Source organism: Mucilaginibacter sp. cycad4 (assembly GCF_034263275.1).
Taxonomy (GTDB): Bacteria; Bacteroidota; Bacteroidia; order Sphingobacteriales; family Sphingobacteriaceae; genus Mucilaginibacter.
Genome location: NZ_CP139559.1, coordinates 111,690 through 136,245, shown reverse-complemented (window position 1 = coordinate 136,245; position 24,556 = coordinate 111,690). Strand labels below are relative to the sequence as shown.

Here is a 24,556-nt window from a genome sequence, read left to right as displayed (position 1 = left end):
GTTCATATCCTAACTCAGCACCGGCTCCTCATTAGTCAAACTATGTATCCCGGCCATAAAATCATCGCTTGGGTTTACTTTAAATGATTTGGATGACAGTTCAACCAGCATTACCTCTTCCCTGTCCCTGATCTGAAAGCGGAGCTTGCAGTTTTTTACCGGGTATTTTTGGTTATTTTCATCAATCATGTGCTGGATATCATCAAGCAGTTTGCTGTTAAGCATGTTCATATCGATGCAAACAGTTAATGATTTGGTGAGTTTATCACGCATTTCTGATAGCAGGTCCATTACCGCGATGCGCAGGTCCCAGTTATCTTTCTGACGGAATTTTTCTTCGATAGTTCCTTTAATATGCAGAAAGTATCCTTCCATCATCATATTGCGAAACTTTACATAGTCGTCGCCAAAGAGCGCAAACTCGTATGATTCATTATAGTCTTCAAACACAAAAGTGCCGAATGGTTTACCTGTTTTAGTCATTTTATGCTGAACGCTTGATACCAGGCCGCCAATCCGCAACTCACCCCGACGGCGCAGTTCATTGAACGCCGCAGTTACATCCTCGCCACCTTCGCCCGAGCGGGCTTTTTGCATTAGCTTCAGATCGCTGATATTGGCGTTGCAGAAACGTTTAAGCTCAACTTTATAATTATCCAGCGGGTGACCGGTTAAATAAATGCCAATAACCATTTTTTCGTATTTCAGCTTTTCTATCAGCGGCCATTCCTCAACATCGGGCATGGCCGGCTCAGGTACATATGACGCTACCGAACCGCCAAATAATGACGACTGCGAGCTGCTTTGCACGTTTTGATAATCATTGGCGTACTTAATGAGCCGTTCAACACCGGTTAAGGTGCCCAACTCAGTTTTGGCAAAAAACTGGGCGCGGGCAATCCCGAAACCATCGAACGCACCACCATATACCAGGTTCTCGTACGATTTACGGTTAACGCTGCGCGTATTGGAGCGCCGTGCAAAGTCATATACGGTTTCAAAGGGACCATTGGCGTTACGTTCTTCAATGATACTTTCTACCGCTTTATCGCCCACACCTTTTACACCGGTTAAACCAAAGCGTACCTGCCCGCGCTTGTTTACCGCAAAGGCCATGTCCGACTCGTTGATATCCGGCCCTAAAACCTCAACCCCCATACGGCGGCATTCCTCCATAAAGAAGGTAATTTTTTCAATGTTATTCTGGTTATTCAAAACCGCCGCCATATACTCTGACGGATAGTGCGCTTTTAAATAAGCGGTTTGGTATGCCACAAAAGCGTAGCATGTAGAGTGCGATTTATTAAACGCGTACTGGGCAAATGCCTTCCAGTCGGTCCAGATTTTGGTAAGCTTATCTTTGGGGTGGCCTTTAGCTACTGCCCCATCCATAAACTGGGCTTCCATTTTGTTCAGTACCTCAATTTGCTTTTTACCCATAGCCTTACGCAAAACGTCGGCATCGCCTTTACTAAAGCCTGCTAACTTTTGCGACAGAAGCATCACCTGTTCCTGGTACACGGTAATACCGTAGGTTTCGCCCAGGTACTCTTCCATGTCAGGCAAATCGAACACTATCGGTTCGCGGCCATGCTTACGGGAAATAAAGTTTGGGATATACTCTATCGGGCCCGGGCGGTAAAGTGCGTTCATGGCTATCAAGTCCTCAAACTTATCGGGCTTTAGCTCGCGCAGGTACATTTGCATACCATCACTTTCAAACTGGAAAGTACCGTTGGTATCGCCACGCTGATAAAGCTCGTAAGTTTTAAGGTCATCAAGCGGGATGTAGTCAATGTCTATTACAACGCCGTGATTTTGTTTGATCATGCGCAGGGCGTCCTTAATAATGGTAAGGGTTTTTAAGCCCAAAAAGTCCATCTTAATTACACCCGCATCCTCAATTACACGGCCGTCATACTGGGTAACCAGCAGGTCCGAATCTTTAGCGGTAGCTACGGGTACAATGTCGGTAAGATCATAAGGAGCAATAATGATCCCCGCGGCGTGTACACCGGTGTTCCGTACCGAGCCTTCCAGCTTTTCGGCCTCGCGTAGTACCTGTGCTTTGAGGTCGTTACCGTTGAGGATCTCTTTTAATTCCGGAACCTGCTCAATAGCATCCTTCAGGGTGATACCCAATGTTTCGGGCACCAGCTTTTTCATGGCGCTTACATCGGCCAGCGGCATATCAAGCACACGGCCTACATCCTGGATACTGGTACGCGCAGCCATTGAACCATAGGTAATGATCTGGGCCACCTGATTTTTGCCGTATTTATCAACAACGTAGTCAATAACCCTTTGCCTGCCGGCATCGTCAAAGTCCGTATCAATATCGGGCATCGACTTACGGTCGGGGTTCAGGAACCTCTCAAACAGGAGGTTGTACTTCATAGGGTCGATATTGGTAATCCCGGTACAGTAAGCCACCACCGAACCTGCTGCCGAACCACGGCCGGGGCCAATGAACACCCCCATATCACGACCAGCCCTGATAAAGTCGGCCACGATGAGGAAATACCCTGCAAAACCCATGGTACGAATGGTGAACAATTCAAAATTGATACGTTCTTCAGTTTCCGGGCTAATATCACGATAGCGCTCCTTGGCACCCATAAAGGTAAGGTGTTTCAGGTATTCCCATTGATTAAGGGTATCAGCATCAGGCGTTTTATGAATTTTAAATTCTTCAGGGATAACATAGTTGGGCAGCAGGATATCGCGTTTAAGCTTTAATACCTCTACCTTATCAACTATCTCATTGGTATTATCTAACGATTCGGGTATGTCATGGAACAGCTTACCCATTTCTTCCTGTGTTTTAAAGTAAAACTGATCGTTAGGGAAACCGAAACGATAGCCTTTACCACCTTCTTCGTCGGTAGCTATCGGGGTGCTTTGCATATCGCCTGTGTTTACACAAAGCAAAATATCATGGGCGTTGGAGTCCTGCTGATCCACATAGTGCGAATCATTTGAGCAAATCACCTTAACGTTATACTTTTTAGCATAAGTAAGCAATACATTATTAATAGTTTGCTGTTCGGGGATCTCGTGGCGTTGCAGCTCGATATAAAAATCCTCGCCAAACAGATCAAGCCACCATCTGAATTCCTTCTCGGCATTTTCGGGCGTATCTCTTAATATAGCCTGTGGTACTGAGGCGCCTATACAGCAGGTAGTAGCGATGATACCTTCGTGATATTTTAAGATGAGCTCTTTATCAATACGGGGCCATTTACTGTACAGGCCTTCCATATACCCCAGCGAGCATAGCTTTACCAGGTTTTTATAACCTGTAGGGTTTTTAGCCAACATGAGCTGGTGGCGGCGAACATCCTTATTTTCTTTGGTAAACTGCTTTTTATGCCTGTCTTCAACCACATAAAACTCGCAGCCTACAATGGGTTTTACATTGTGCTTGCCGGCTTCGGCCACAAACTTAAATACGCCAAACATATTACCATGATCGGTAATGGCCAGGGCCTTCATCCCATCCTTGGCAGCCTTTTTATACAGCTTGGATATATCGGCTGCCCCATCAAGCAATGAGAACTGGGTATGTACGTGGAGGTGAGAAAAATCAGGCATAGTTAATCCGTTTCAGCAAAATCGTTATGAAGTACAAAGTTATTAAAAAACAAGTTCAGGGGGTTACGTGTTGAAAAACAAAAGTAGCGGCCCGCCCCTCCCAACCCTCCCCGGAAGGGAGGGCTTTAAAATTTGCAATTAAAAAGTCTCCCCTACCGGGGGAGATTTAGAGGGGGCTTGGCTTATTATTTGTTTATATTAACCAGCGCGATCTTCACCTTTGAAATACACATACAATTGAAAAAAATACTACGAATAACCCTTAAAACAATACTTTGGATACTGGTGAGTGTAGTTCTGCTGGTTATCCTTGTAGTAATTTTGATACAGGTTCCCGCTGTACAAAACTTCGCGAAAGATAAAGCCGTAACTTTTTTACAAAATAAGATCCATACCAAAGTTAAGATTGGCCATATCAGTCTCGGGCTGCCCAAGCTGCTCGTGCTGGAAGATGTGTATTTTGAGGATCAGAAAAAAGACACCCTTATAGCCGGCGAAAAACTTAAAGTTGATATCAGCATGCTCAAATTGCTGCACAGCGAGGTTGAGGTAAACGAGGTAAACCTGCAGGGCATCACCGCCAATGTAAACCGTGGCGCCGACAGTGTGTTCAACTTCGACTACATTATGAAAGCCTTTGTTGGCGAACAAAAGAAGGAAGTTAAGCCAACCGATACCACCTCAACCATGAAATTTTCTGTTGATAAGATCATCCTCGATAAGATCAACGTAAAATATAAAGATGCCATTACCGGCAACGATGTAAAGTTTTTATTAGGCCATTTTGATACCCGCATAAAAGATTTTGATATGGATAAGATGAAGTTCACCATACCCAAAACCACCCTGAGCGATGTAAATGCCAAAATCGTCCAAACACCAACCGGTCCGCCGCCTCCTGATACAGCCACAGCCCCACTTAATATGGATTTGAATTTAGGCGTGATTGATATCTCCAAAATCAAAGTCGATTACCAAAGCGCCGAAATGGGTGCCAAGGTAGACCTGAACAAGTTTTTAGTGGAGATGGATAAGATCGACCTGAAAAACCAAAAGGTGGGTATCAAAAATATTGAACTGAGCAATACCAAAGCCGGATTGACCCTTGCCAAACCCAAAACGGTAGTTAAAGAAGTTGTTAAAACAATTAAAAAGCTGGATACGCTGGTGTCCTCTCCTACCAAATCGGCATGGCGGGCAACCATTGGCAAGGTTACTTTCACTAACGATAATATTAAGTTTGATAACGAAGCGCAGAAAGCCATACCCAAAGGCCTTGATTTTGGCCACATGGATATCCGCAGCCTTAATGCCGAAGCTGAAAATATATCTTACAGTCCCGATACCATTTCGGGCAAGATCAACTCATTCACCTTTACCGAAAAAAGCGGTTTAAAGATCAACAAGTTCCATACCGCATTTTTGTACGGGCCAACCAACGCCTATATGAATGACCTGTTACTGGAAACCCCTAATACCAGGCTGCAAAAATCAGTTCAGGTACGTTACCCTTCTATTGATGCCATCACCAAAAACATTGGCGCTCTGGGTATCAATGCCAATTTAGACGGCAGCCGTTTGGGTTTAAAAGATGTTTTACTGCTGATGCCGACCATGGCAGCTATGGAGCCCTTCAAATCATCGCCGGGTACGGTGTTCAAGATCAATGGCCGGGTGAGCGGCCAGGTTGATAACCTTGACATCCCTAACCTTGAAGTCACGGGATTGAGCAGTACCCATATAAAAGCATCGGCTAAAATGAAAGGACTGCCCGATGTAAAAAAAGCTACTTTTGATGTTAGTATTGCCGACTTCAGCACCAGCCGCAGCGACATAACCAAACTGGCCCCGGCAGGCAGCATCCCGCCAAATGTGAGCATTCCTGAAAAAATGAACCTTAAGGGTAACTTTAAAGGCAGCATGTACACCTTTAGTACTAAAATGATACTCCGCTCAAGCTATGGTGCGGTTGATCTGGTTGCAGCTTTAACGAACGGACAAAATAAAAATACAGCTACATACACGGCCAATATCAAGGCCAATGAGCTCAATATTGGTGCACTTACCAAACAACCGCAAATGGTTGGCCGCATCACCATGAACGCCAATTTAAAGGGCAAAAGCCTCGATCCCAAAAAGGCAAGCATAGCATTTAACGGCAATGTGGCTAAGGCCTATGTTAAGGGTTATACCTACCAAAACCTGGTAATGAATGGCACTTCAAGCAATGGCGCTTATACGGCCGTTGCCCGCATGAAAGATCCTAACATTAATTTCAGCCTTGATGCCAAGGCCAACCTCAATAAAAAATATCCGGCAGTTAAAGCTACTTTAAATGTGGATAGCATCAACCTTAAAAACCTCAATTTTGTTAAGGACGATATGCGTTTTCATGGCAAGATCATTGCCGATGTACCAACTGCCGATCCTGATTATCTGAACGCCGATATCAAAGCCACCGACCTGTTGGTAGTTAACAAAGGCCAGCGCATCCAGATGGATACCATCAGCCTCATTTCAACAGCCAGTGCCGACAGCAGTACGCTTCGTTTAAAAACCTCTGTAATGAGCGCTCACATGGCCGGTAAGTACAAACTTACGCAGATAGCCCCGGCCCTGCAGGATGTGATCGACAAATATTTTAACACCGCCATTGCCGGCGGGCAGCAGGTGGCTGTAAAAACCAAGGGCGGCAAAACCATTAAAACCAAGCCCGCACCGGTAGTTAAGTACGATGCGCAGCAGTTTAAGTTTGAAGCCCGGTTAGTTAAAACCCCATTGCTTACCCAGTTTGTACCAGACCTGAAACAGCTTGACCCTGTGTTATTGAACGGCAGCTTCGACAGCCAAACAGGTGAATTGGTTGTTAAAGGCTCCATACCAAAAGTGGTTTACGGCACCAATACGGTTAACAAGGCATCTCTTAATATCAATACGGCCAATAATGCGCTTAACTATAACTTTTCGGTTGATGAGGTTAAAGTTGGCACCTCTGTCGATCTGCTGAATACCAGCATCTCCGGCGCTGCCCGGGATAATAAAGCTGGTTTAAGCCTACAGATCCGCGATGCGGCTAAGAAGGAACGTTTCCGTGTAGCGGGTACCTTCAGCATCTTGCCGGATGAGTACCAGTTCAGCTTTAATAAAGATGGCCTGCTGCTTGATTATTTGCCGTGGGCGGTTAGCGATGATAACTTTTTGCAATACGGGCCAAAAGGCATTTTGGCACACAACTTTACCATTACCAATAACAACCAGGTACTGAGCGTTAACAGCAGTACGCAGGAGTTTAACAGTCCGCTGAATATCAAGTTTAACAATTTCCATATTGAGGCGCTTACCAAAATGGCCAAACAGGATTCGTTACAGGTAGGCGGCACCATTAATGGCGATGCTACTGTAAGCAACTTCCAAACAACTCCTGTATTTACCGCCGCCATCAACGTTAACGATTTCAACTTTAAAGGCGATACGGTAGGTAACATTGCCCTTAAAGTAAATAACCAAACCGCCAATGCTTATGCAGCACAAATGAGCATAACGGGCAAAGGCAACCAGGTTGATCTCACTGGCACCTATTATACCTCGCCAGAAAGCCGTTTTGACCTCGACCTGAATATCGTGAACTTGAGCATGAAGAGCATCGAGGGTTTCAGCTTTGGCAACCTGCGCAATGCTACGGGCAATATTACCGGAGCACTTAAAATATCAGGTACTACGGACGCTCCATCAGTGCGGGGCGACGTCAACTTTAATAAAGTAGGCTTTAACGTAGCCATGCTTAACTCCTACTTCCGAATGCCGCAGGAAAGTATCACTTTTAATAACGAGGGGATCCGTTTTAATGATTTCACTTTGGTTGATTCAACCGGCAACAAGGCTGTGGTAAGCGGCAGTATTTATACCAAAACTTACACCGATTTTGCCTTCGGTATGGATATCAACGCCAATAATTTCAGGGTTACCAATTCAACCCAGGCCGATAACAAACTTTATTACGGCAAGCTTTATGTGGATACCCGCATCAAGATCCGCGGTAATATGACTAAGCCGGTGGTTGATGCCAACCTTACCGTTAACGACAAAACCGACATGACCTTTGTACTGCCTACCAACGACCCGGCGGTAGAGGACCGAAAAGGTGTGGTTGACTTTATTGACAAGGATGCCCCTAAAATGGACTCCATCCTGCTGGCCAGGCAACTGGACTCGCTTAAAAAATCGGATGTTACGGGGCTGGATGTTTCTGCAACTATCAACGTAAATAAAAACGCGGCGTTTACTATTGTAGTTGATGAGCGAAACGGCGATATCGTACATCTTAAAGGCGAGGCCAGCCTGAATGGCGGCATTGACCCAAGCGGCAAAATAAACCTTACCGGTACTTACGTAGTTAACTCAGGCTCGTACAACCTGGCCTATGCAACTGTTAAACGTACCTTCAACTTTAAAAAAGGCAGTACCATTGTTTGGACGGGCGATCCAACCAGCGCCAATATTGACCTTACGGCCATTTATGTAGCCAATGTGCCTCCTATCGACCTGGTTTCAAACCAACTTTCGGATGCTCAAAACAGTACGATGTACAAGCAAAAACTACCTTTCAATGTTAACCTTAACCTGAAAGATCAGTTGCTAACACCTAACATAAGTTTTGACATTGTATTGCCAGACAGTTCTTATTCCGTATCATCAGATGTGGTAAACACCGTAAATACCAGGCTAACCCAGATACGGCAAGACCCTAACGAACTTAATAAACAGGTTTTGGGCGTGCTGGTACTGGGCCACTTTATTGGCGATAACCCGCTGCAAAGCCAGGGTGCAGGCACTACGGTTGAAGGCACTATCCGTAACAGTGTAAGCAGCCTCCTTTCAGATCAGTTAAACCGTTTGGCGGGCAGTTTGATCTCGGGTGTCGACCTGAACTTCGGCCTTACATCCGGTGAAGATTATTCATCGGGCACGGCAACCAATCGTACTGACCTGAACGTTGGCCTGTCCAAACGTTTCCTCAGCGACCGGCTTACCGTAAGCGTTGGTAACAACTTTAACCTTGAAGGCAATCAACCGGGTCAAAAAGCATCCAACATAGCGGGCGACGTATCTATAGCATATAAACTAAGTAAGGATGGCCGCTATACATTGCGTGCGTACCGCCGCGATGAATTTATTGTGATCCAGGGCCAGATCATTGAAACCGGTGTAGGCTTCACCCTAACGGTTGATTATAACCGTTTCAGGGAGATCTTCCGCAAGCGTACCCCTGAAGAGCGCAGGTTACGCCGCCAGTACCAGCAACAAGAAAAAGAAAAGAAACAAAAGCAAGAAGAAGCCGACAAGGCGCTGGAACAAAAAAACATGCAGCAGCAACAGGAAAACAAACCGCAAACTACTTCAAACTAAGCTCATGATCAAACCTTTAAAATATATACTGTTATCATCTGTTTTACTGAGCGCCTGCAGTACCACTAAATTCCTGGCGCCCGGTCAAAAACTTTACACAGGGGGTGAGGTAGTGATAAAAGACTCAACCCTGAAAAAAAGTGAGAAGAGTGCACTAAGCGAAGAGCTCGGCGCTTTATTAAGGCCGGTACCTAACAGTAAAATACTTGGTTTGCGCTTTAAGCTTTGGCTGTACTTTAAAACCAAGACCAATAAAACCAAAGGCCTGGCGCACTGGCTCAATAAAAAAGGCGAGCCCCCTGTACTGATCAGTGCTGTTAATCCAGAGCAAAACAGCAATATCCTGCAAAACAGGCTACAAAATGAAAGCTACTTCCAGGCGCAGGTAACCGGCGATACCGTAAGCAAAAAACCGTCATCAAAGGTTGCTAAAGCTGTATATACCGCGGTAACCGGGCCGGGGTACAAGATCAGGAAGATAGTGTTCCCGCAGGGTAAAAGCACTATTGATACGGCGGTTGCAGGAACATCGGCAAAAACACTGTTAAAAACCGGTGATAAATATAACCTTGATGTTATCAAAACCGAGCGCTTACGTATTGACGCACGACTGAAGGAAGAGGGCTTTTACTACTTCGCACCTGAAGACCTGATCATGCATGTGGATAGCACCATTGCCGGTCACCAGGTTGATATTTTTGTAGCTGTGAAGAATGAAACCCCGGGCAGGGCCAAAAACATCTATACTATTGATAATATCTATGTTTACCCAAGTTATTCATTAAGGGATACCTCGTTAATGAAGGATAAAGCCATCTTTTACAAATGGTATAATATTGTTGAGCGCCGTAACACGGTACATACCTATGTATTTGCCAACACCGTACTAATGCGCCCCGGCCAGGTTTATAACCGTACGGCACACAACAATTCGTTGAACCGCTTTATTAACCTTGGCCCTTATAAATTTGTAAAAAACAGGTTCGATGATGTATCGGCAGATTCGTCAAAGCTTAATGTTTACTACTTTTTAACCCAGTACAAAAAGAAATCGCTGTCGCTGGATATTTTAGGCCGCACCACATCGGCTAACTATACCGGTACACAGGTTAACTTAAACTGGCTCAACCGCAATGCTTTTAAAGGTGCCGAATCTTTAAAGATCACCTTATTTGGAAGTACAGATGTACAGGCTGGCGGGCAAAACGCCGGATATAACGTGTACCAGGCCGGTATCCAGACGACGCTTTCGTGGCCGCGGTTTATCGGGCCTATTTATCCAAAAGCGGCTGATGCATACATTCCGCATACTAACCTGAGCCTGGGTTATTCTATCGTAAACCGTCAAAAGCTGTATAATTTAAATTCGTTTAATTTATCATTCGGCTACCAGTGGCGCGAAACAGAGCACCGTTCACATGAGCTTAACCTGATCAACTTCCAATTTGTGAATCCGTTGAGCGTATCTGATGAATATAAACAAAGCATCAGTCCTGTTAACGGCCCGGTAAATCCAGCTTTAAAGCACGTAATTGACAAGCAGTTTATATTAGGCCCAAGCTACAGTTATACCTTTACTAACACCAACGAAGATTACCGCACCAATACGTTTTATTATAATGGTAAGGTTACCCTCTCAAACAATATATACGGTTTAGTAACTGGTGCCGATAGTGCAGGTGGTAAACCTAAAAAGCTATTTGGCGCGATATTTAACCAGTTTGTAAAGTTTGAAAATGAGATCAGGTATTTCCATAAAACCGGCCCGAACAGTACCATTGCAACGAGGTTTATTGTAGGCGTTGGTTTACCTTATGGCAACTCAACCCAGTTACCATACAGTCAGCAGTTCTTCATCGGCGGGCCAAACAGCTTACGCGGTTTCAGGGCAAGGGCTATTGGCCCAGGTTCGTTTGATCCTCAAACAGGCGTAGGTACCGGTGGATTTTTGCCGGATGAATCGGGCGATATTAAAATAGAGGCCAATATCGAATATCGGCCAAAGCTGTTCAGTATTGTACGCGGTGCATTGTTTGTTGATGCTGGTAACATTTGGTTACTGCACTCCAATAGTCAACAACCCGGAGCGGTGTTTAGTAACAAGTTTTACAACGATTTTGCCGTTGATGTCGGTTTCGGTTTAAGGTTTGATTTAACCGTGCTGGTGCTCCGCACCGACCTGGGTATCCCGCTCCGTACACCGTATGTGCGTGCCAATGAGCCACGCTGGGATTTCAACTTTAACCGAAGCGTATTTAACCTGGCTATCGGGTATCCGTTTTAATCTGACTTCCCGGCATAACGAAAGCCGGGGTATAGTGTTTGTTGTATAACGAGGCAAGGGGTTCGCACAATTGCCCAAAAGGATTGCGTTGCTTTCTTTAATATGTATTTTATTAATAAATAACACTTTATACATACATTAGTAACATACAAGACAAATAAGATTACTATACGCGTGCTATTGTGGCACAGGGGATCAAAAGAGCATCCGGTCCTTTGATTATTCAAACTGTATTTATTTACAATAGCATTTCTTTTTATATTTATCGGTATACAACAAAGCCATACACCGTATCATTGTATATTGTTAAAAAGTCAGCGATGTTAAAATTGATACCAATAATAAAATGCCGTTAAAAAGCTTTTTTTTTAAACTTTTAATATTAACTCAATTTTTATTTTCCGGCGTATATGCCAGTATTCCCTACCAGGAAGTTTACCTGAAAAACTACAGTGCACCTGATGGCCTGCCCAGTTCACGGGTTTATTATTTAATGCAGGACAGCAGGGGTTTTATCTGGATAGCCACGGATAAAGGTGTGAGCAGGTTTGATGGTCAGCATTTTAAAAATTTCACATCCGCCGATGGGCTCGAAAACAATGAGTGTTTCCGGATAGCAGAGGATAATTACCACCGGATTTTTTTTTACTGCAATAATTATCGCGTTTGTTACTATGAAGACGGACTTATACATAAGCTAAGTTCACCTCAAAAAGTAACAGTATTACCTTTTGCCAATCTCTTTTTTAACCGGTATAACGAGCTTTGCGTAAATTATAGGCTTAGCACTACAGTATATCATTTTGATGAGTTAAAATCGGGAAGACACACTATCCAGCATTTGAACGGGTATATTTATGGTACGGACGGAGAAGAGTTCATCTTATCAGAAAATGACCTTAAAATACTTGAACAAGAGCTATCGGCAGGGCAGTTAAGTTATCAAACGGCTAATACCAATACCAAACCTTACCGATTGGCTATACAGCAAAATTACCTGTTATTGCTAACTAAAGATTGGGTGCACGTTTACCAGTATCAAAAAAGCGGAATCACTTCTCTCAATAAAATCTATTTTACCGGCAATGTAACTTCGGTTTATCTTACCGGTAAAAATACCTTTACTGTTACAACGGTAAAACAGGGGACGTACATTATAAACTATCTTACCGGCGAACGGAAAAATTACCTTAATAATCATATTACCACCTCAACCCTTATTGACCGGGGAAATAATTTATGGTTTGGCAGTTATGACAAAGGCTTTTTTTTGTGTACCAATCCCGAAGTAAAAATCATTAACAAAGAAAGCGGCCTGGCGAATGAGGATGTTTTAAAACTGGGCGTTGCCGGGGGCTATCTTTTTACCGGGCACGTTTTAAGTGTACTTAATTACATAAAACTCGGTGTAAATCCGATCCCACCATTAGGCAGCATAACTATAAAGCAGGACAGGTCTGATTTTAACCGGATAACCAGCCTGGTCACAATTACTGGCGACAGGCTCATGATTGGTACCGATAACGGCTTATTCGGGTTAGATGTGTCCAATAGCAACCCGTTATCATGGCACCCGGTAAAATATGCCAAAGGTCCAATAAAGGCAATCACGCAGCAACATGATACAGTGTGTTTTATTTCACAAGACAATGTTATTATATTGACAAATCAGCTCAAGCATGACCAGGGCTATAGATTTAAGCCTATACGTACAACATCTCTTACCAAGTATAAAAACAGCCTGTTGATAGGTTCACTTTATGGGTTATACCAGTTTGCACCCACTCCTAACAATCTTATCAGGGTCCGAATATTGGCCAGGAACGGAATAAATGTTGTTAAATGCCTGGCATCAAATAATGAAGTATGCGCGATAGGTACCGAAGCCCAGGGAGTGTTTTTGCTGGCCGGCGAAAAAATTGTTCGGTTTAGATCTCCTGTTATTTTTTCAGGTGACATCCGTAAACTGGTATGGACAGATGCCAATACACTATGGGCCTGTACCGCAAATGGCGTAAGCATTATCAGCTTCAGTAATAATTATCACAATTACCGCATAAGCTTGCTCAATACCAGTAACGGGCTCCCCTCAGATAACGTTGCCGATGTAGTGCAGAATGGCCATGATTATTATATAGCCACCGATCAGGGCATAGCAGTTACTCAAAATTTAGGGAATACGGGCCTGCCCAGGCCGGTATTGATTAATGACGGAATACCCGGAACTCAAAGCAGCTTTACTTACGGCCGGCCCGTTGTATTTAACTGTGTTGCCCTATCCTACAAAAGCATGGGTAAAATACAATACCGCTTCAGGCTCAGGGGTGTCGACAAAAATTGGAGCACTGCTCCATCCGGCGAAAAACGGTTCGACCTGCTCCCCCCCGGAAACTATGAGCTGGAAGCGGTGGCCGCCGATCGCTTTAACCAGTTAAGCCCCCCGCTCATTTTTAAATTTGCCGTTATACCTTTATGGTACCAGCAGCTATGGCTGCAGATTGTGGCTGTTCTATGTGCTATAATCATCGTTTTTTTGCTGGTACAAAAATATTATCAGTCCATCATCGGCCTGCAAAAAAAGGACTATGAAAATGCCCTTGCCCTACAGCGTGAACGCCAGCGCATCAGCAGTGAGGTGCATGATGATTTGGGGGCAAGCATCTCCGGCATTAAGCTGCGAACCGAATTACTTAGCCAAAAAGTAGCCGATCAGCCTGCTTTTAAGGAGATTGATGCCATTCATGAAGCTATTACCGATATAGCTACCCAAATGCGGCTGATTATCTGGAGCCTCGATGCTGAAAATGACGAGGTGAGCAACCTGGCCGGTTTTATTCATAAACAGGCCGTTAAAATATTTGAATACAGCAAGATCTCCCTTCATGTAAATGCCTCGGTTAGCGAAACCGGGGCTACCATCAGCGGCGAAAAAAGGCGCCAGGTATACCTCCTTGTGAAAGAGGTTTTAAATAATATTGTCAAACATTCAAAGGCGCAAAACGCTTTTCTGGAAATCAACCTTTACAAAAACCGGCTGCAGATCAGTATCCGTGACGACGGCCGGGGCTTTGACCCCGACGTTCGTAAACACGAAACCATGGGGATCCGTAATATTTATGCACGTGCAAAAAGATTGAATGCCGAACTAAAAATTGATACTGCCCCGGGCAAAGGAACATCCATCAGCCTTAAACTAAACCTTTAAACTACCCCATAATAGGTATAAAGAAAGCCGGCATAATTTAGGACATTAGCATTTTATATTGACCGTAAGCATGCTCCAGATAATTTTGTTAGAGGATAATTTACATTACCGGCGCGGGCTGGAACAGATTATTCATGATATGAGCGGCGTAAGTTTGATGGGCTCATACGCTAATGCCGAAGCCGTATTAAAAAAGATAAACGAGCTTAAACCCGATATTTTTATCGTTGACATAAACCTTGAAGGCATGTCGGGCATTGAATTTATACGGCGGGCCAAGCCCCTGCTCCCGGATGCCGAATTTTTGATGTGTACCATCAACGACGACAATACCAATATTTTTGAATCGCTAAAGAGCGGCGCAACAGGCTATATGCTCAAAGAATCATCGGCCGATGAGATCAGGAATGCCATTACCGAAATCGCGGCCGGCGGTTCGCCCATGAGCGCCTATATCTCACGCAGGGTCATCGCATCATTTAATACTGCTGCTGCAAAACCTGCCACTGTTGCCGCCGAAAACCTCACAGAGCGCGAGGTTGAAGTACTTAACCACCTGGCGCGCGGCCTCCAGTACAAAGAAATTGCCGATCGCCTTGAAATTACTACCGGTACCGTTAAAAAACACATTCGCAATACCTACATCAAGCTGCAGGTACAAAACAAAGTAGAAGCGATTAATAAATTCCGCGCAATTTGATATACTACTTTTTCAGTATTGCAGGGCTTAATGGTTAAGGCTAATTTAGCGCCATAAAGAAACTAAAAGGCTATGTTTAAATTAACTTCCCTCTTTAGTGGTTTTAATGCCTAAACCTTATCACAATTGAAAGATTGAGCCCTGAAAGATGGCATTTTATAAATCTTAAAGTTATCGCTGCATTTTTTTTCTAACACGACCAATAGGAATCACTGCTTTAATCTGCACATTTGCACATCTGTAATTGGCATATCCGCAATGATGATATCTGTCCCGCTCCGTATTATCGACCTGCATGATGATGGTTTTCACCCGCTGGTTGAAGTTGGGTTATTTGGAAAAACTTTTATTATGGTGCTGGATACCGGCGCGTCAAAAACCGCTTTTGATCAAACGATGCTTTCCGAAGCCAATGAAACCATGAACATCTTAGCCAGCGATAAACTCTCCACGGGCCTCGGCACCAATACCATGGAATCTTTTACAGCAACAGTAAGTGACCTGCACATCGGCGACTTACCTATTGCTGAATTTGAAGTAGCTGTACTTGACCTTTCCACCATTAATGTAGCCTACGGCCAAATGGGGTACCCGCAGGTATTGGGTGTTTTGGGCGGGGATATTTTAATGAAGTATAAAGCGGTTATTGATTATGGAAAACAGGTGCTGAAACTAAAAAAGCCACTGTCGGGCAAACGTAAGGCCTTGCATATCCTGAAATGATTTTTAACTAATCCACAAGTTGTGCCCCCAAAATACGCCACCAGTTAAAACAAATCTATAATTGGCATAATAGTCAAAATGACAATTATAATTTCGATATCAATAGGATAAAACGATAATAATTCCTAAAAAGAATATTTTTTTGCTATTTTCTATTAATAAATTCATAACATTTTATTTATATATTGCGTATAAGTTAATAGCACTGGCCGGTTGCTGAAATTAATTCTTCATTTACATCTAAAACGTAACGAAAACAATGAAAAGAAAACTATTATTAGGGATCGGATTAAGCGTGCTTGTCGGGGTCTCTGTACTATTCTCCTGTTCAAAAGACAAGGCTGCAAAAACTACAACCGCCAGCCAAACCGCTATCCCGGATGATGTACTGAAAAGCATTTCAAACTTAGGCTTCAGTACCGATGAAGTGCGCAAACAGGGCAATGGATATCTTGTTGAAGGAGATATTCTCTTAACCCAGGCCAATTTATCTGAAGCAAGCACCAGCCCTACCTTAAGAATTGCTGATGTTGAACAATACCGTACTACAAACCTGGTTAAAAACCTGCCCAGAACGGTAACCGTATCGGTTTCAAATTTACCTACTGTTTACCTTAACGCGGCTACCGCAGCGGTTGCACGTTACAATGCGTTAAACCTTACACTTAAGTTTCAAATGGTAAGCAGCGGCGGTACAATCCAGATCATCGGCTTTAACGAGGGGCCAAGCGGTGGTTATATTACCTTAGGTTCATCAGGCTTCCCTACTTCATCGGGCAACCCATATAACCAGATCCAGATGAATACCAACGAACAGGCTTATGGTGCAAACCCTGATCTGGGTTATGTAACATCAGTTATTCAACATGAGCTGGGCCATTGCATCGGTTTCCGTCATACCGACTATATGAACCGCGCTTTCAGCTGCGGTGGCCGACATGTAAACGAAGGTTCGGCAGGTATTGGCGCTATCAACATTCCGGGCACACCAACCAAAGCCGATGCCGGTTCATGGATGTTAGCCTGCTCAAGCGGTACCGACCGTACGTTCAATGCCAACGATCAGGTAGCGTTAAATTATTTATACTAATAACGCCTATAGTTGTTTTTACATTTCAACTAAATAGCTTTATCAATGAAGGGGATGCTGCAGCTCCCCTTTATTGGTTTTGATCACATTACCGCCTATGATAAAAAGAATACCTGTTACCGTATTACTCCTTTTTTTATGCTTTAAGGTGTCATGGTCACAAAAACACATGAGCGATGAGGTAATTGTTTCACTTTATAAGGCAACATCTTTATCTCCGCAAAAAAATCCCAACCAGTATTACCTTGTAAAATTTAAAGATCCGGCACATATCGATAACCGGAAATACAATATCATCAAACGGGTTTCCTATAACTATTATGTAGTATCATCAGCCTCAGCCATCAAAAGCGATGCTAATATTATAAATAACAGCGCCGCTTCTCCCATCTGGAAAGCTTCGGATAACCTTGCGAAAAGCTGGAAACAGCATCCGGCACGCACACAAGCTATTGAGGTTACGGTTACTGCTGTTAATGACACCGTTATCAGCCACATCCAACAATCCGGAACCATTACCGGCCAAACCGGCAACCTGGTACGCCTCAATATCAAATTAGAAAACCTGCCGGCCTTACTGCAGCAGGACTATATACTATTTGCCAATGAGCTGCGCCGGCCTCATGAAGAACTTGCCATTAACGATATCGACCTCGGCTTAAATACCATGTCGGCTATAGGGGCTAATTTTCCGGGAGTAACAGGATCCGGCATTAATGTTTCTGTAAAAGAAGACCGCTATGACAATGACCTCGACCTGTTAGGCCGCAGCTTCACATCATTCAAAACATCCGATATCACATCGGGGCATGCTACCACTATGGCAACACTTATAGGCGGCAACGGAAACTCATACATTAAAGGTTTGGGGGCCGCACCCAAAGTAAATTTCACCTCATCATCATTTGAACAATTAATGCCCGATAGCACCTCCATTTTTAAATCATTCAGGATTTCGGTGCAAAACCACTCGTATGGCACCGGCATTGAAAATTATTATGGGGCCGAAAGTGCCGCTTATGATCAGCAGATTTTTGAAAACGACTCGCTGGTGCATGTATTTTCATCGGGCAATATCGGCACTTCCGCGCCCGAAAGCGGGGTGTACAGCGGCATAAGCGGGGTAGCCAACCTCTCGGGCGATTTTAAGCAGGCTAAAAATGTATTGGTAGTTGGCGGCACCGGCAGAACAGGTGCCCCCGAACCCTTAAGCTCGGCCGGGCCAACATATGATGGCCGCATCAAACCCGAATTGATTGCCGATGGTGAAGACGGTACTTCTGGTGCTGCAGCCCTGGTATCTGGCACTGTGGCATTACTACAGCAGGCCTATAAAACACAAAACCAACACCTGCCCTCTGCCGCACTCATAAAAAGTGTACTCATTAACTCGGCCGATGAAACAGGCTCATCCGGGCCAAGTCATAAAACTGGCTATGGCTCGCTGAATGCATTGGAGGCGTTGCACACCATCAATGAAAAACGCATTTTTACCGGTTCGGTCAGCAATGCTGCACAAACGGATTATCCTATAACAGTCCCCGCAAATTGCCGGGAGCTTAAAGTTTCATTAGCCTGGAACGACCCCGCAGCGCCTGTTAATGCAGCATCGGCACTGGTGAATGACCTCGACCTTACTGTCACCACCCCATCCGGGCAGCAAATTTTACCATGGGTGCTCAGCAGCTTCCCTTCTGCCGATTCATTAGCTGCTCCGGCAAAAAGACGGGCAGATACCTTAAACAATACAGAACAGGTAAGTTTACAAAACCCTGCGGCAGGCACATACATGATACACGTTAAGGGCAGAAAGATTACTGCCGGGGCTCAAAAATTTTATGTTACCCACCAGGAGATCATAGCCAACAGGTTTGAATGGATCTACCCATCGGCCGGCGACCAGCTTTTTGCCGGCGAGGATAATTACCTGAGATGGCAAAGCTCATTCAATACCACATTGGGTACAATAAGCGTTAGCTATGATCACGGCCAAACCTGGCAGGTCATCAATAACGCCACGCTAAAAAAACGTTATTACACCTGGGCAGCGCCTAACGTTTTTACCAAAGCCATGGTTAAAATGGATATTGGCAGTCAAATTTTTATCAGCGCCGAGTTCAGCATTTCAAAACCTTTAACACTTGATGTAGGATACCATTGCAGCAGCGGCACCCTCCTGCAATGGAACCCCCAACCGGGCAGCACCGGCTACAGCATTTATACTATTAAAGACAACCTGCTTCAAAAACTTGCATCAACCGCCGATACCAGCATTATTATACCCACGCAGCAACAAACTTCAACTTACTTTGCAGTAAGCGCCACAGGCAGCGGTTTTGAAGGCATAAAAAGTTATACCATTGATGCAACCACGCAGGGGGTTGGCTGCTATGTAAAAACATTACTGGCCAATGTGGTCAACAATACTGTGGTGCTCAACCTTCAATTGGGCAGTGTTTATAATCTTAAATCCATCACCTGGGAAAAAACAACCGCCGCGGGCCAATACAATACTTTAGCCACCATACCGGTTAGTACAACGGTAAATTATATATACACCGACAATAATCCCCGGCAGGGCAAACAATACTACCGGGCTAAGCTTACCACTGCCAACGACGAAATCATTTACTCCAACATAGCCGATGCCGTTTATTTACAGCCAAGCCAGTTTGTGATATACCCCAACCCGGTTGCCGGGCAAATCAATATCATCAGCGGCGATATCAACAATTACGAATTTAAATTATACGGCACCGATGGTAAGTTAAACATGGTTAAAAGCATCAACGAATTGCAAAACACCATCCCCGTAAAGCTCATGACAGGCATTTATGTTTATACCATCGAGCTAAATGGCAAAGTGGTTTATAATGGTAAACTGATAAAGATTTAAACAATCATCTCCACTGTCAAATCCACAAAAAAGCTCGGTTCTCTTTTGAGAACCGAGCTTTTAAAATATATCAACCATCCCTCCCCCTTTAGGGGGTCGGGGGGCGATTTATGAATCTATCTTAGCGTATTTAGCGTTGCGCTCAATGAACTCGCGGCGAGGTGCAACTTCATCACCCATCAGCATGCTGAAAGTATGGTCGCATTCGGCGGCGTTTTCAATGGTAGCACGTTTAAGTGTACGGGTTGCCGGGTTCATGGTAGTATCCCAAAGCTGAATATCGTTCATCTCACCCAAACCTTTGTAACGTTGCACATGTACGCTATCTTCCTTACCGGCACCTTTAAGGCGTTGTATGGCGGCATCACGCTGCACATCATTCCAGCAGTATTCATACTCTTTACCTTTTTTAACCTGGTAAAGCGGCGGCGAAGCAATATACACATAACCGGCCTCAACCAGCTCCTTCATATAACGGAAAAAGAAAGTAAGGATCAGCGTGGTAATGTGCGAACCGTCCACGTCCGCATCCGTCATGATGATGATCTTGTGATAACGGAGTTTGGTTAAGTTTAGGGCTTTATCATCTTCAGGCGTACCGCGGCTTACACCCAAACCGGTAAACATGTTCTTGATCTCCTCGTTTTCGTAAATTTTATGCTCCATGGCTTTCTCCACGTTCAGGATCTTACCACGTAATGGTAAAATAGCCTGGTATTCGCGGTTACGGCCTTGCTTGGCGGTACCACCCGCCGAGTCACCTTCGACAAGGAATAACTCACAAAGGGTTGGATCGCTGTTGGCACAATCCGACAGTTTGCCCGGCAAACCCGAGCCTGTCATCACGCTTTTGCGCTGTACCATTTCGCGCGCTTTGCGGGCAGCGGCGCGGGCAGTAGCGGCCAATATTACTTTATTAACAATCAGGCGGGCCTCTTTAGGGTTTTCCTCTAAAAAGTTACCTAAAATTTCACCCACAGCTACGTCAACCGCACCCATTACCTCGTTGTTACCCAACTTGCTTTTGGTTTGGCCTTCAAACTGTGGTTCCTGAACTTTTACCGATATAATGGCAGTTAACCCCTCGCGGAAGTCATCGCCACTGATTTCTACCTTTACGTTTTTCAGCAAGCCTTCTTTATCGGCATAAGCTTTCAGCGTACGGGTTAAACCACGGCGGAAACCCGCTACGTGGGTACCACCTTCAATGGTATTGATATTATTTACGTACGAAAAAACGTTTTCGCTGTAAGTGTCGTTGTATTGCAGGGCCAGTTCAACCGGGATACCGCCTTTGTTACCATCCACATAAATCGGTTCGGGGATAATTGATGTACGGGTGCCATCCAAAAACTTAACAAATTCGCGCAAACCGCCTTCTGAGAAAAACACCTCGCTACGGAAAGTACCGTCTTCCTGGGTTTCGCGTTCATCGGTTAAGCTCAAACGGATACCTTTGTTCAAAAATGAAAGCTCGCGCAAACGGGCAGCCAGCGTATCATATTTATATTCGGTAGTGGTAGTAAAAATCTCCGGGTCGGGCTGGAAAGTTTGGATAGTACCTGTTTTATCAGATACCCCTATCTCCTTAACATCAAACATAGGTTTACCACGCTCATACTCCTGTGTAAAGATCTTACCTTCACGATGTACAAGGGTCCTGACATGGGTTGACAGCGCGTTAACGCAACTTACACCCACACCGTGCAAACCACCCGATACCTTGTAGGTATCCTTGTCAAATTTACCACCGGCGTGTAAAACGGTCATTACAATTTCAAGCGCCGATTTACCTTCTTTTGTATTAATACCCGTAGGGATACCACGGCCGTTATCTGAAACGGTTATGGAATTGCCAACATGTATGGTAACTTTAATATCATCACAGTAACCGGCAAGAGCTTCGTCGATAGAGTTATCAACTACTTCATATACAAGGTGGTGCAAACCTTTAACGCCCGTATCACCAATGTACATCGACGGACGCTTGCGCACCGCCTCTAAACCTTCTAAAACCTGTATATTATCTGCTGAATAATTGGATTTGTCCTGAATTTCTTCGCTCATATTTATTTAATGAAACAATCTTCAAAATTACAAAAAATACCCCGGATTAACGATTTTTTGTGGATAAAAGTACAGTTGTGGAAAGGATTTGGGAGTGATAAAAAACAATATTATCTGAATCAAAATCAACAGAATACTTGGTCTGAACCCGAATTTATGGAATTAATAGAACAGGCAGAATTTTAAGAAATTTTAATAATGCCAATGGTGCAAGTCTTGAGCGAAGGCCATGGGTGACGCACTTGTGGCTTCCCGGTTTGTTTGGGCTTATTTTTGTATTCAAATCAAGGAGCCCTTAAATCTATAAATCGCGGTTCAGAATATGGGCGTTCCCGTTAGTTAACGGGGCGGGCTATACGCTCATACGCCTGCAGGCATTGCGCTCGTTGGCCGGTATTCCGCTCTATCCCTTTGTACACCATAAAATCTTTGAAGTAAAACAAACCTTTGCGGCTTAGCGTCTTTGCGTGAAAAAAAATCTTCGCCTTCAAACAACGACCTGTCGCAAGAAACATCATCTGCACATTTGCACATCTGAAATCTGCACATCTTATTATCTGCACATCCGATTAGGATACTTGCAATGAAAGATTATCTTTGTCAAAATTTTATAATATTTTCAGATTAGTATAATGAAAACCAGTGCTTCAACTTTAACCAAGCTTACGTTAGGATTAGCCATTGCAGGCAGCATTGCCGCTTGCAGCCAAAATAAAACTGCCGATAAACCGGCTGCTGCAACCACAGCAACTCCCGATAAAGAAACCATTGTTTATGTAAACTCCGATTCTTTATTAAGCAAGTACGATTACTTTAAGGATATGTCAAAACGCCTTGAAGACAAAGGCAAAGCATCACAAACCGATCTGCAAAACCGCGGCCAGGCTTTTCAGCGCCAGGTTGCCGAGTACCAGAAAAACCAGGCTACTATGCCGGCCGATCAGCGCCAGGCTACCGAGCAACAGTTACAGCGTAAACAACAGGAATTACAAGGCTACTCTCAAAATGCAGGTGCCGAATTCCAAAACGAGCAAGCCTCTGAAAATGCTAAACTGTATGATAAAATTGCCGATTTTGTAAAAGGTTATGCTAAAGAAAAAGGCTACAAACTGGTGTTAACCTATTCAAAAGCCAATCCAACCGTATTATATGGTGATCCATCTTTAGATGTTACCGTTGACGTTGCCAAACGCCTTAACGAAGCCTACGCTAAAGACAAAAAATAACACTTGATTTGAAAATTTGATGATGAGGCAATTTGAAAATTACTTATCATCATCAAATTTTCAAATTGACACATTTTCAAATTGGAAATTCGATAATGAGGTAACTTGAAAATTACCGACCATTTTCAAATATTCAAATTGACACATTTTCAAATTAAAACCTCAACTTCGGTTGAGGTTTTTTAATTTAGGGCAATATGGAGAATACGGCACACGAAAAATTTATGCGCATAGCCATTGAGTTGGCTGAAGACAATGTAAAGCGCGGAATAGGCGGCCCTTTTGGGGCTGTAATTGTTAAGGATGGCATGATCGTAGCCCGCAGTGCCAACCGTGTTGTGCCCACGAATGACCCTACCGCACATGCCGAAGTTTCGGTGATCCGCCTGGCCTGCCAGGAGCTGGAAACCTATAATTTAGCGGGCTGTGAAATTTATACCAGCTGCGAGCCCTGCCCTATGTGCCTTGGCGCCATTTACTGGGCCCGGATTGATAAAATTTATTACGCCAATACCAAAGCCGATGCCGCCGCGATAGGTTTCGACGATCATTTTATTTATGATGAACTGGGCTGCACGATGGAAAAACGCAAACTCCCTTTTGTGCAGATCCTCCGTAATGAAGCGTTAACCGCCTTTAAACTTTGGGAAACAAATGAGCATAAGGAGCATTATTGACCGGGATTGGGGGGGATTTGCCGGATTTATGGGATTTCAAGGAAACCGCATAAGTATAAATTTTTTCAGGACGAGACAGTGAAGCAAATCCTATAATCCTCGAAATCCGTATAATCCTGGTTCAGACTAATCCTGGTTCTCTTCCTTTTCCTCAAAAAAATTATCTTTCAGGTCATCAATCTCGCGCCTGTCGGCCTTGGTGGGGCGGCCAGTCCCACGATCCCTCTTAAGTATCGGGGCATGGAACATTGATTTAAAGGCCTGGGTTTGTTCAACCGGGGTTATATCTTCATAAAAATTCACAGCAGTTTTGGCATCCACCCGGTTTTCGAGCAAGCCGGTTACCTTTACTACCTTGCGTTCAATGCCTTTTGCTACCTGGTAAACATCACCAATTTTCACCTCGTACGATGGTTTGATGTTTTTACCATCCAGCTTTATACGCCCGGCTTTGCAGGCATCAGAAGCCAGCGTACGTGTTTTAAAAGCGCGGATGGCCCACAGGTATTTATCTATTCTCAGTTTCTCTTTTTCGGCCATAACATTCAATTTCTTTCATACCGATAAGCCGGTCGGTCGGCTAATTTACCAATATCATTTTTACGTAGAAGCAAAAACATCCAGTTCAGGGATGCTTTTATAACCGAAACGCAAACCTGCCCCCGGTTACCCCAGCGGTGGTATCAGT

At 44.2% G+C, this 24,556-nt stretch carries 12 protein-coding genes; 9 read left to right on the top strand and 3 right to left on the bottom strand.

Annotated elements, in window-relative coordinates:
- Nucleotides 1–9: 9 nt before the first annotated feature.
- A complete protein-coding gene (dnaE, locus tag SNE26_RS00605) occupies nt 10–3,594 on the bottom strand; it encodes a DNA polymerase III subunit alpha (RefSeq protein WP_321557465.1) in 3,585 nt (1,194 codons plus the stop codon).
- 237 nt (nt 3,595–3,831) lie between these two features.
- Between dnaE and SNE26_RS00600 the strand changes: the two genes are divergently transcribed.
- The 7 genes from SNE26_RS00600 (at nt 3,832) to SNE26_RS00570 (ending at nt 19,898) form a co-directional block, all read left to right on the top strand.
- Nucleotides 3,832–9,000, top strand: coding sequence for a translocation/assembly module TamB domain-containing protein (locus tag SNE26_RS00600; protein WP_321557464.1), 5,169 nt, complete (start codon nt 3,832–3,834; stop codon nt 8,998–9,000).
- Between the two features lie 4 nt (nt 9,001–9,004).
- On the top strand, nt 9,005–11,284 hold the full coding sequence (locus SNE26_RS00595; protein WP_321557463.1) for a BamA/TamA family outer membrane protein: 2,280 nt from the start codon (nt 9,005–9,007) through the stop codon (nt 11,282–11,284).
- Nucleotides 11,285–11,630: 346 nt separating this feature from the next.
- Entirely contained in the window at nt 11,631–14,489 is a 2,859-nt protein-coding gene (locus tag SNE26_RS00590) for a histidine kinase (RefSeq protein ID WP_321557462.1), read from the top strand.
- A 70-nt stretch (nt 14,490–14,559) separates the two neighbouring features.
- A complete protein-coding gene (locus SNE26_RS00585) occupies nt 14,560–15,189 on the top strand; it encodes a response regulator transcription factor (protein ID WP_321556205.1) in 630 nt (209 codons plus the stop codon).
- Between the two features lie 258 nt (nt 15,190–15,447).
- Entirely contained in the window at nt 15,448–15,912 is a 465-nt protein-coding gene (locus SNE26_RS00580) for an aspartyl protease family protein (RefSeq protein WP_321557461.1), read from the top strand.
- A 259-nt stretch (nt 15,913–16,171) separates the two neighbouring features.
- Nucleotides 16,172–17,002, top strand: coding sequence for a M57 family metalloprotease (locus SNE26_RS00575; RefSeq protein ID WP_321557460.1), 831 nt, complete (start codon nt 16,172–16,174; stop codon nt 17,000–17,002).
- A gap of 97 nt (nt 17,003–17,099) precedes the next feature.
- The gene (locus SNE26_RS00570) at nt 17,100–19,898 is read left to right on the top strand and encodes a S8 family peptidase (protein WP_321557459.1); all 2,799 of its coding nucleotides are present in this window, start codon (nt 17,100–17,102) and stop codon (nt 19,896–19,898) included.
- Between the two features lie 108 nt (nt 19,899–20,006).
- Here the strand turns inward: SNE26_RS00570 and gyrB are convergent, their stop codons facing one another.
- On the bottom strand, nt 20,007–21,965 hold the full coding sequence (gyrB, locus tag SNE26_RS00565; protein WP_321557458.1) for a DNA topoisomerase (ATP-hydrolyzing) subunit B: 1,959 nt from the start codon (nt 21,963–21,965) through the stop codon (nt 20,007–20,009).
- Nucleotides 21,966–22,597: 632 nt separating this feature from the next.
- Between gyrB and SNE26_RS00560 the strand changes: the two genes are divergently transcribed.
- Nucleotides 22,598–23,191: an OmpH family outer membrane protein gene (locus SNE26_RS00560; RefSeq protein WP_321557457.1), complete on the top strand. Its 594-nt coding sequence runs from the start codon at nt 22,598–22,600 to the stop codon at nt 23,189–23,191.
- Nucleotides 23,192–23,388: 197 nt separating this feature from the next.
- The gene (locus SNE26_RS00555; protein WP_321557456.1) at nt 23,389–23,868 is read left to right on the top strand and encodes a nucleoside deaminase; all 480 of its coding nucleotides are present in this window, start codon (nt 23,389–23,391) and stop codon (nt 23,866–23,868) included.
- Nucleotides 23,869–23,994: 126 nt separating this feature from the next.
- On the opposite strand, the gene SNE26_RS00550 is transcribed toward SNE26_RS00555, so the two are convergent.
- Nucleotides 23,995–24,408, bottom strand: coding sequence for an RNA-binding S4 domain-containing protein (locus tag SNE26_RS00550; protein WP_321557455.1), 414 nt, complete (start codon nt 24,406–24,408; stop codon nt 23,995–23,997).
- Nucleotides 24,409–24,556: the final 148 nt, after the last annotated feature.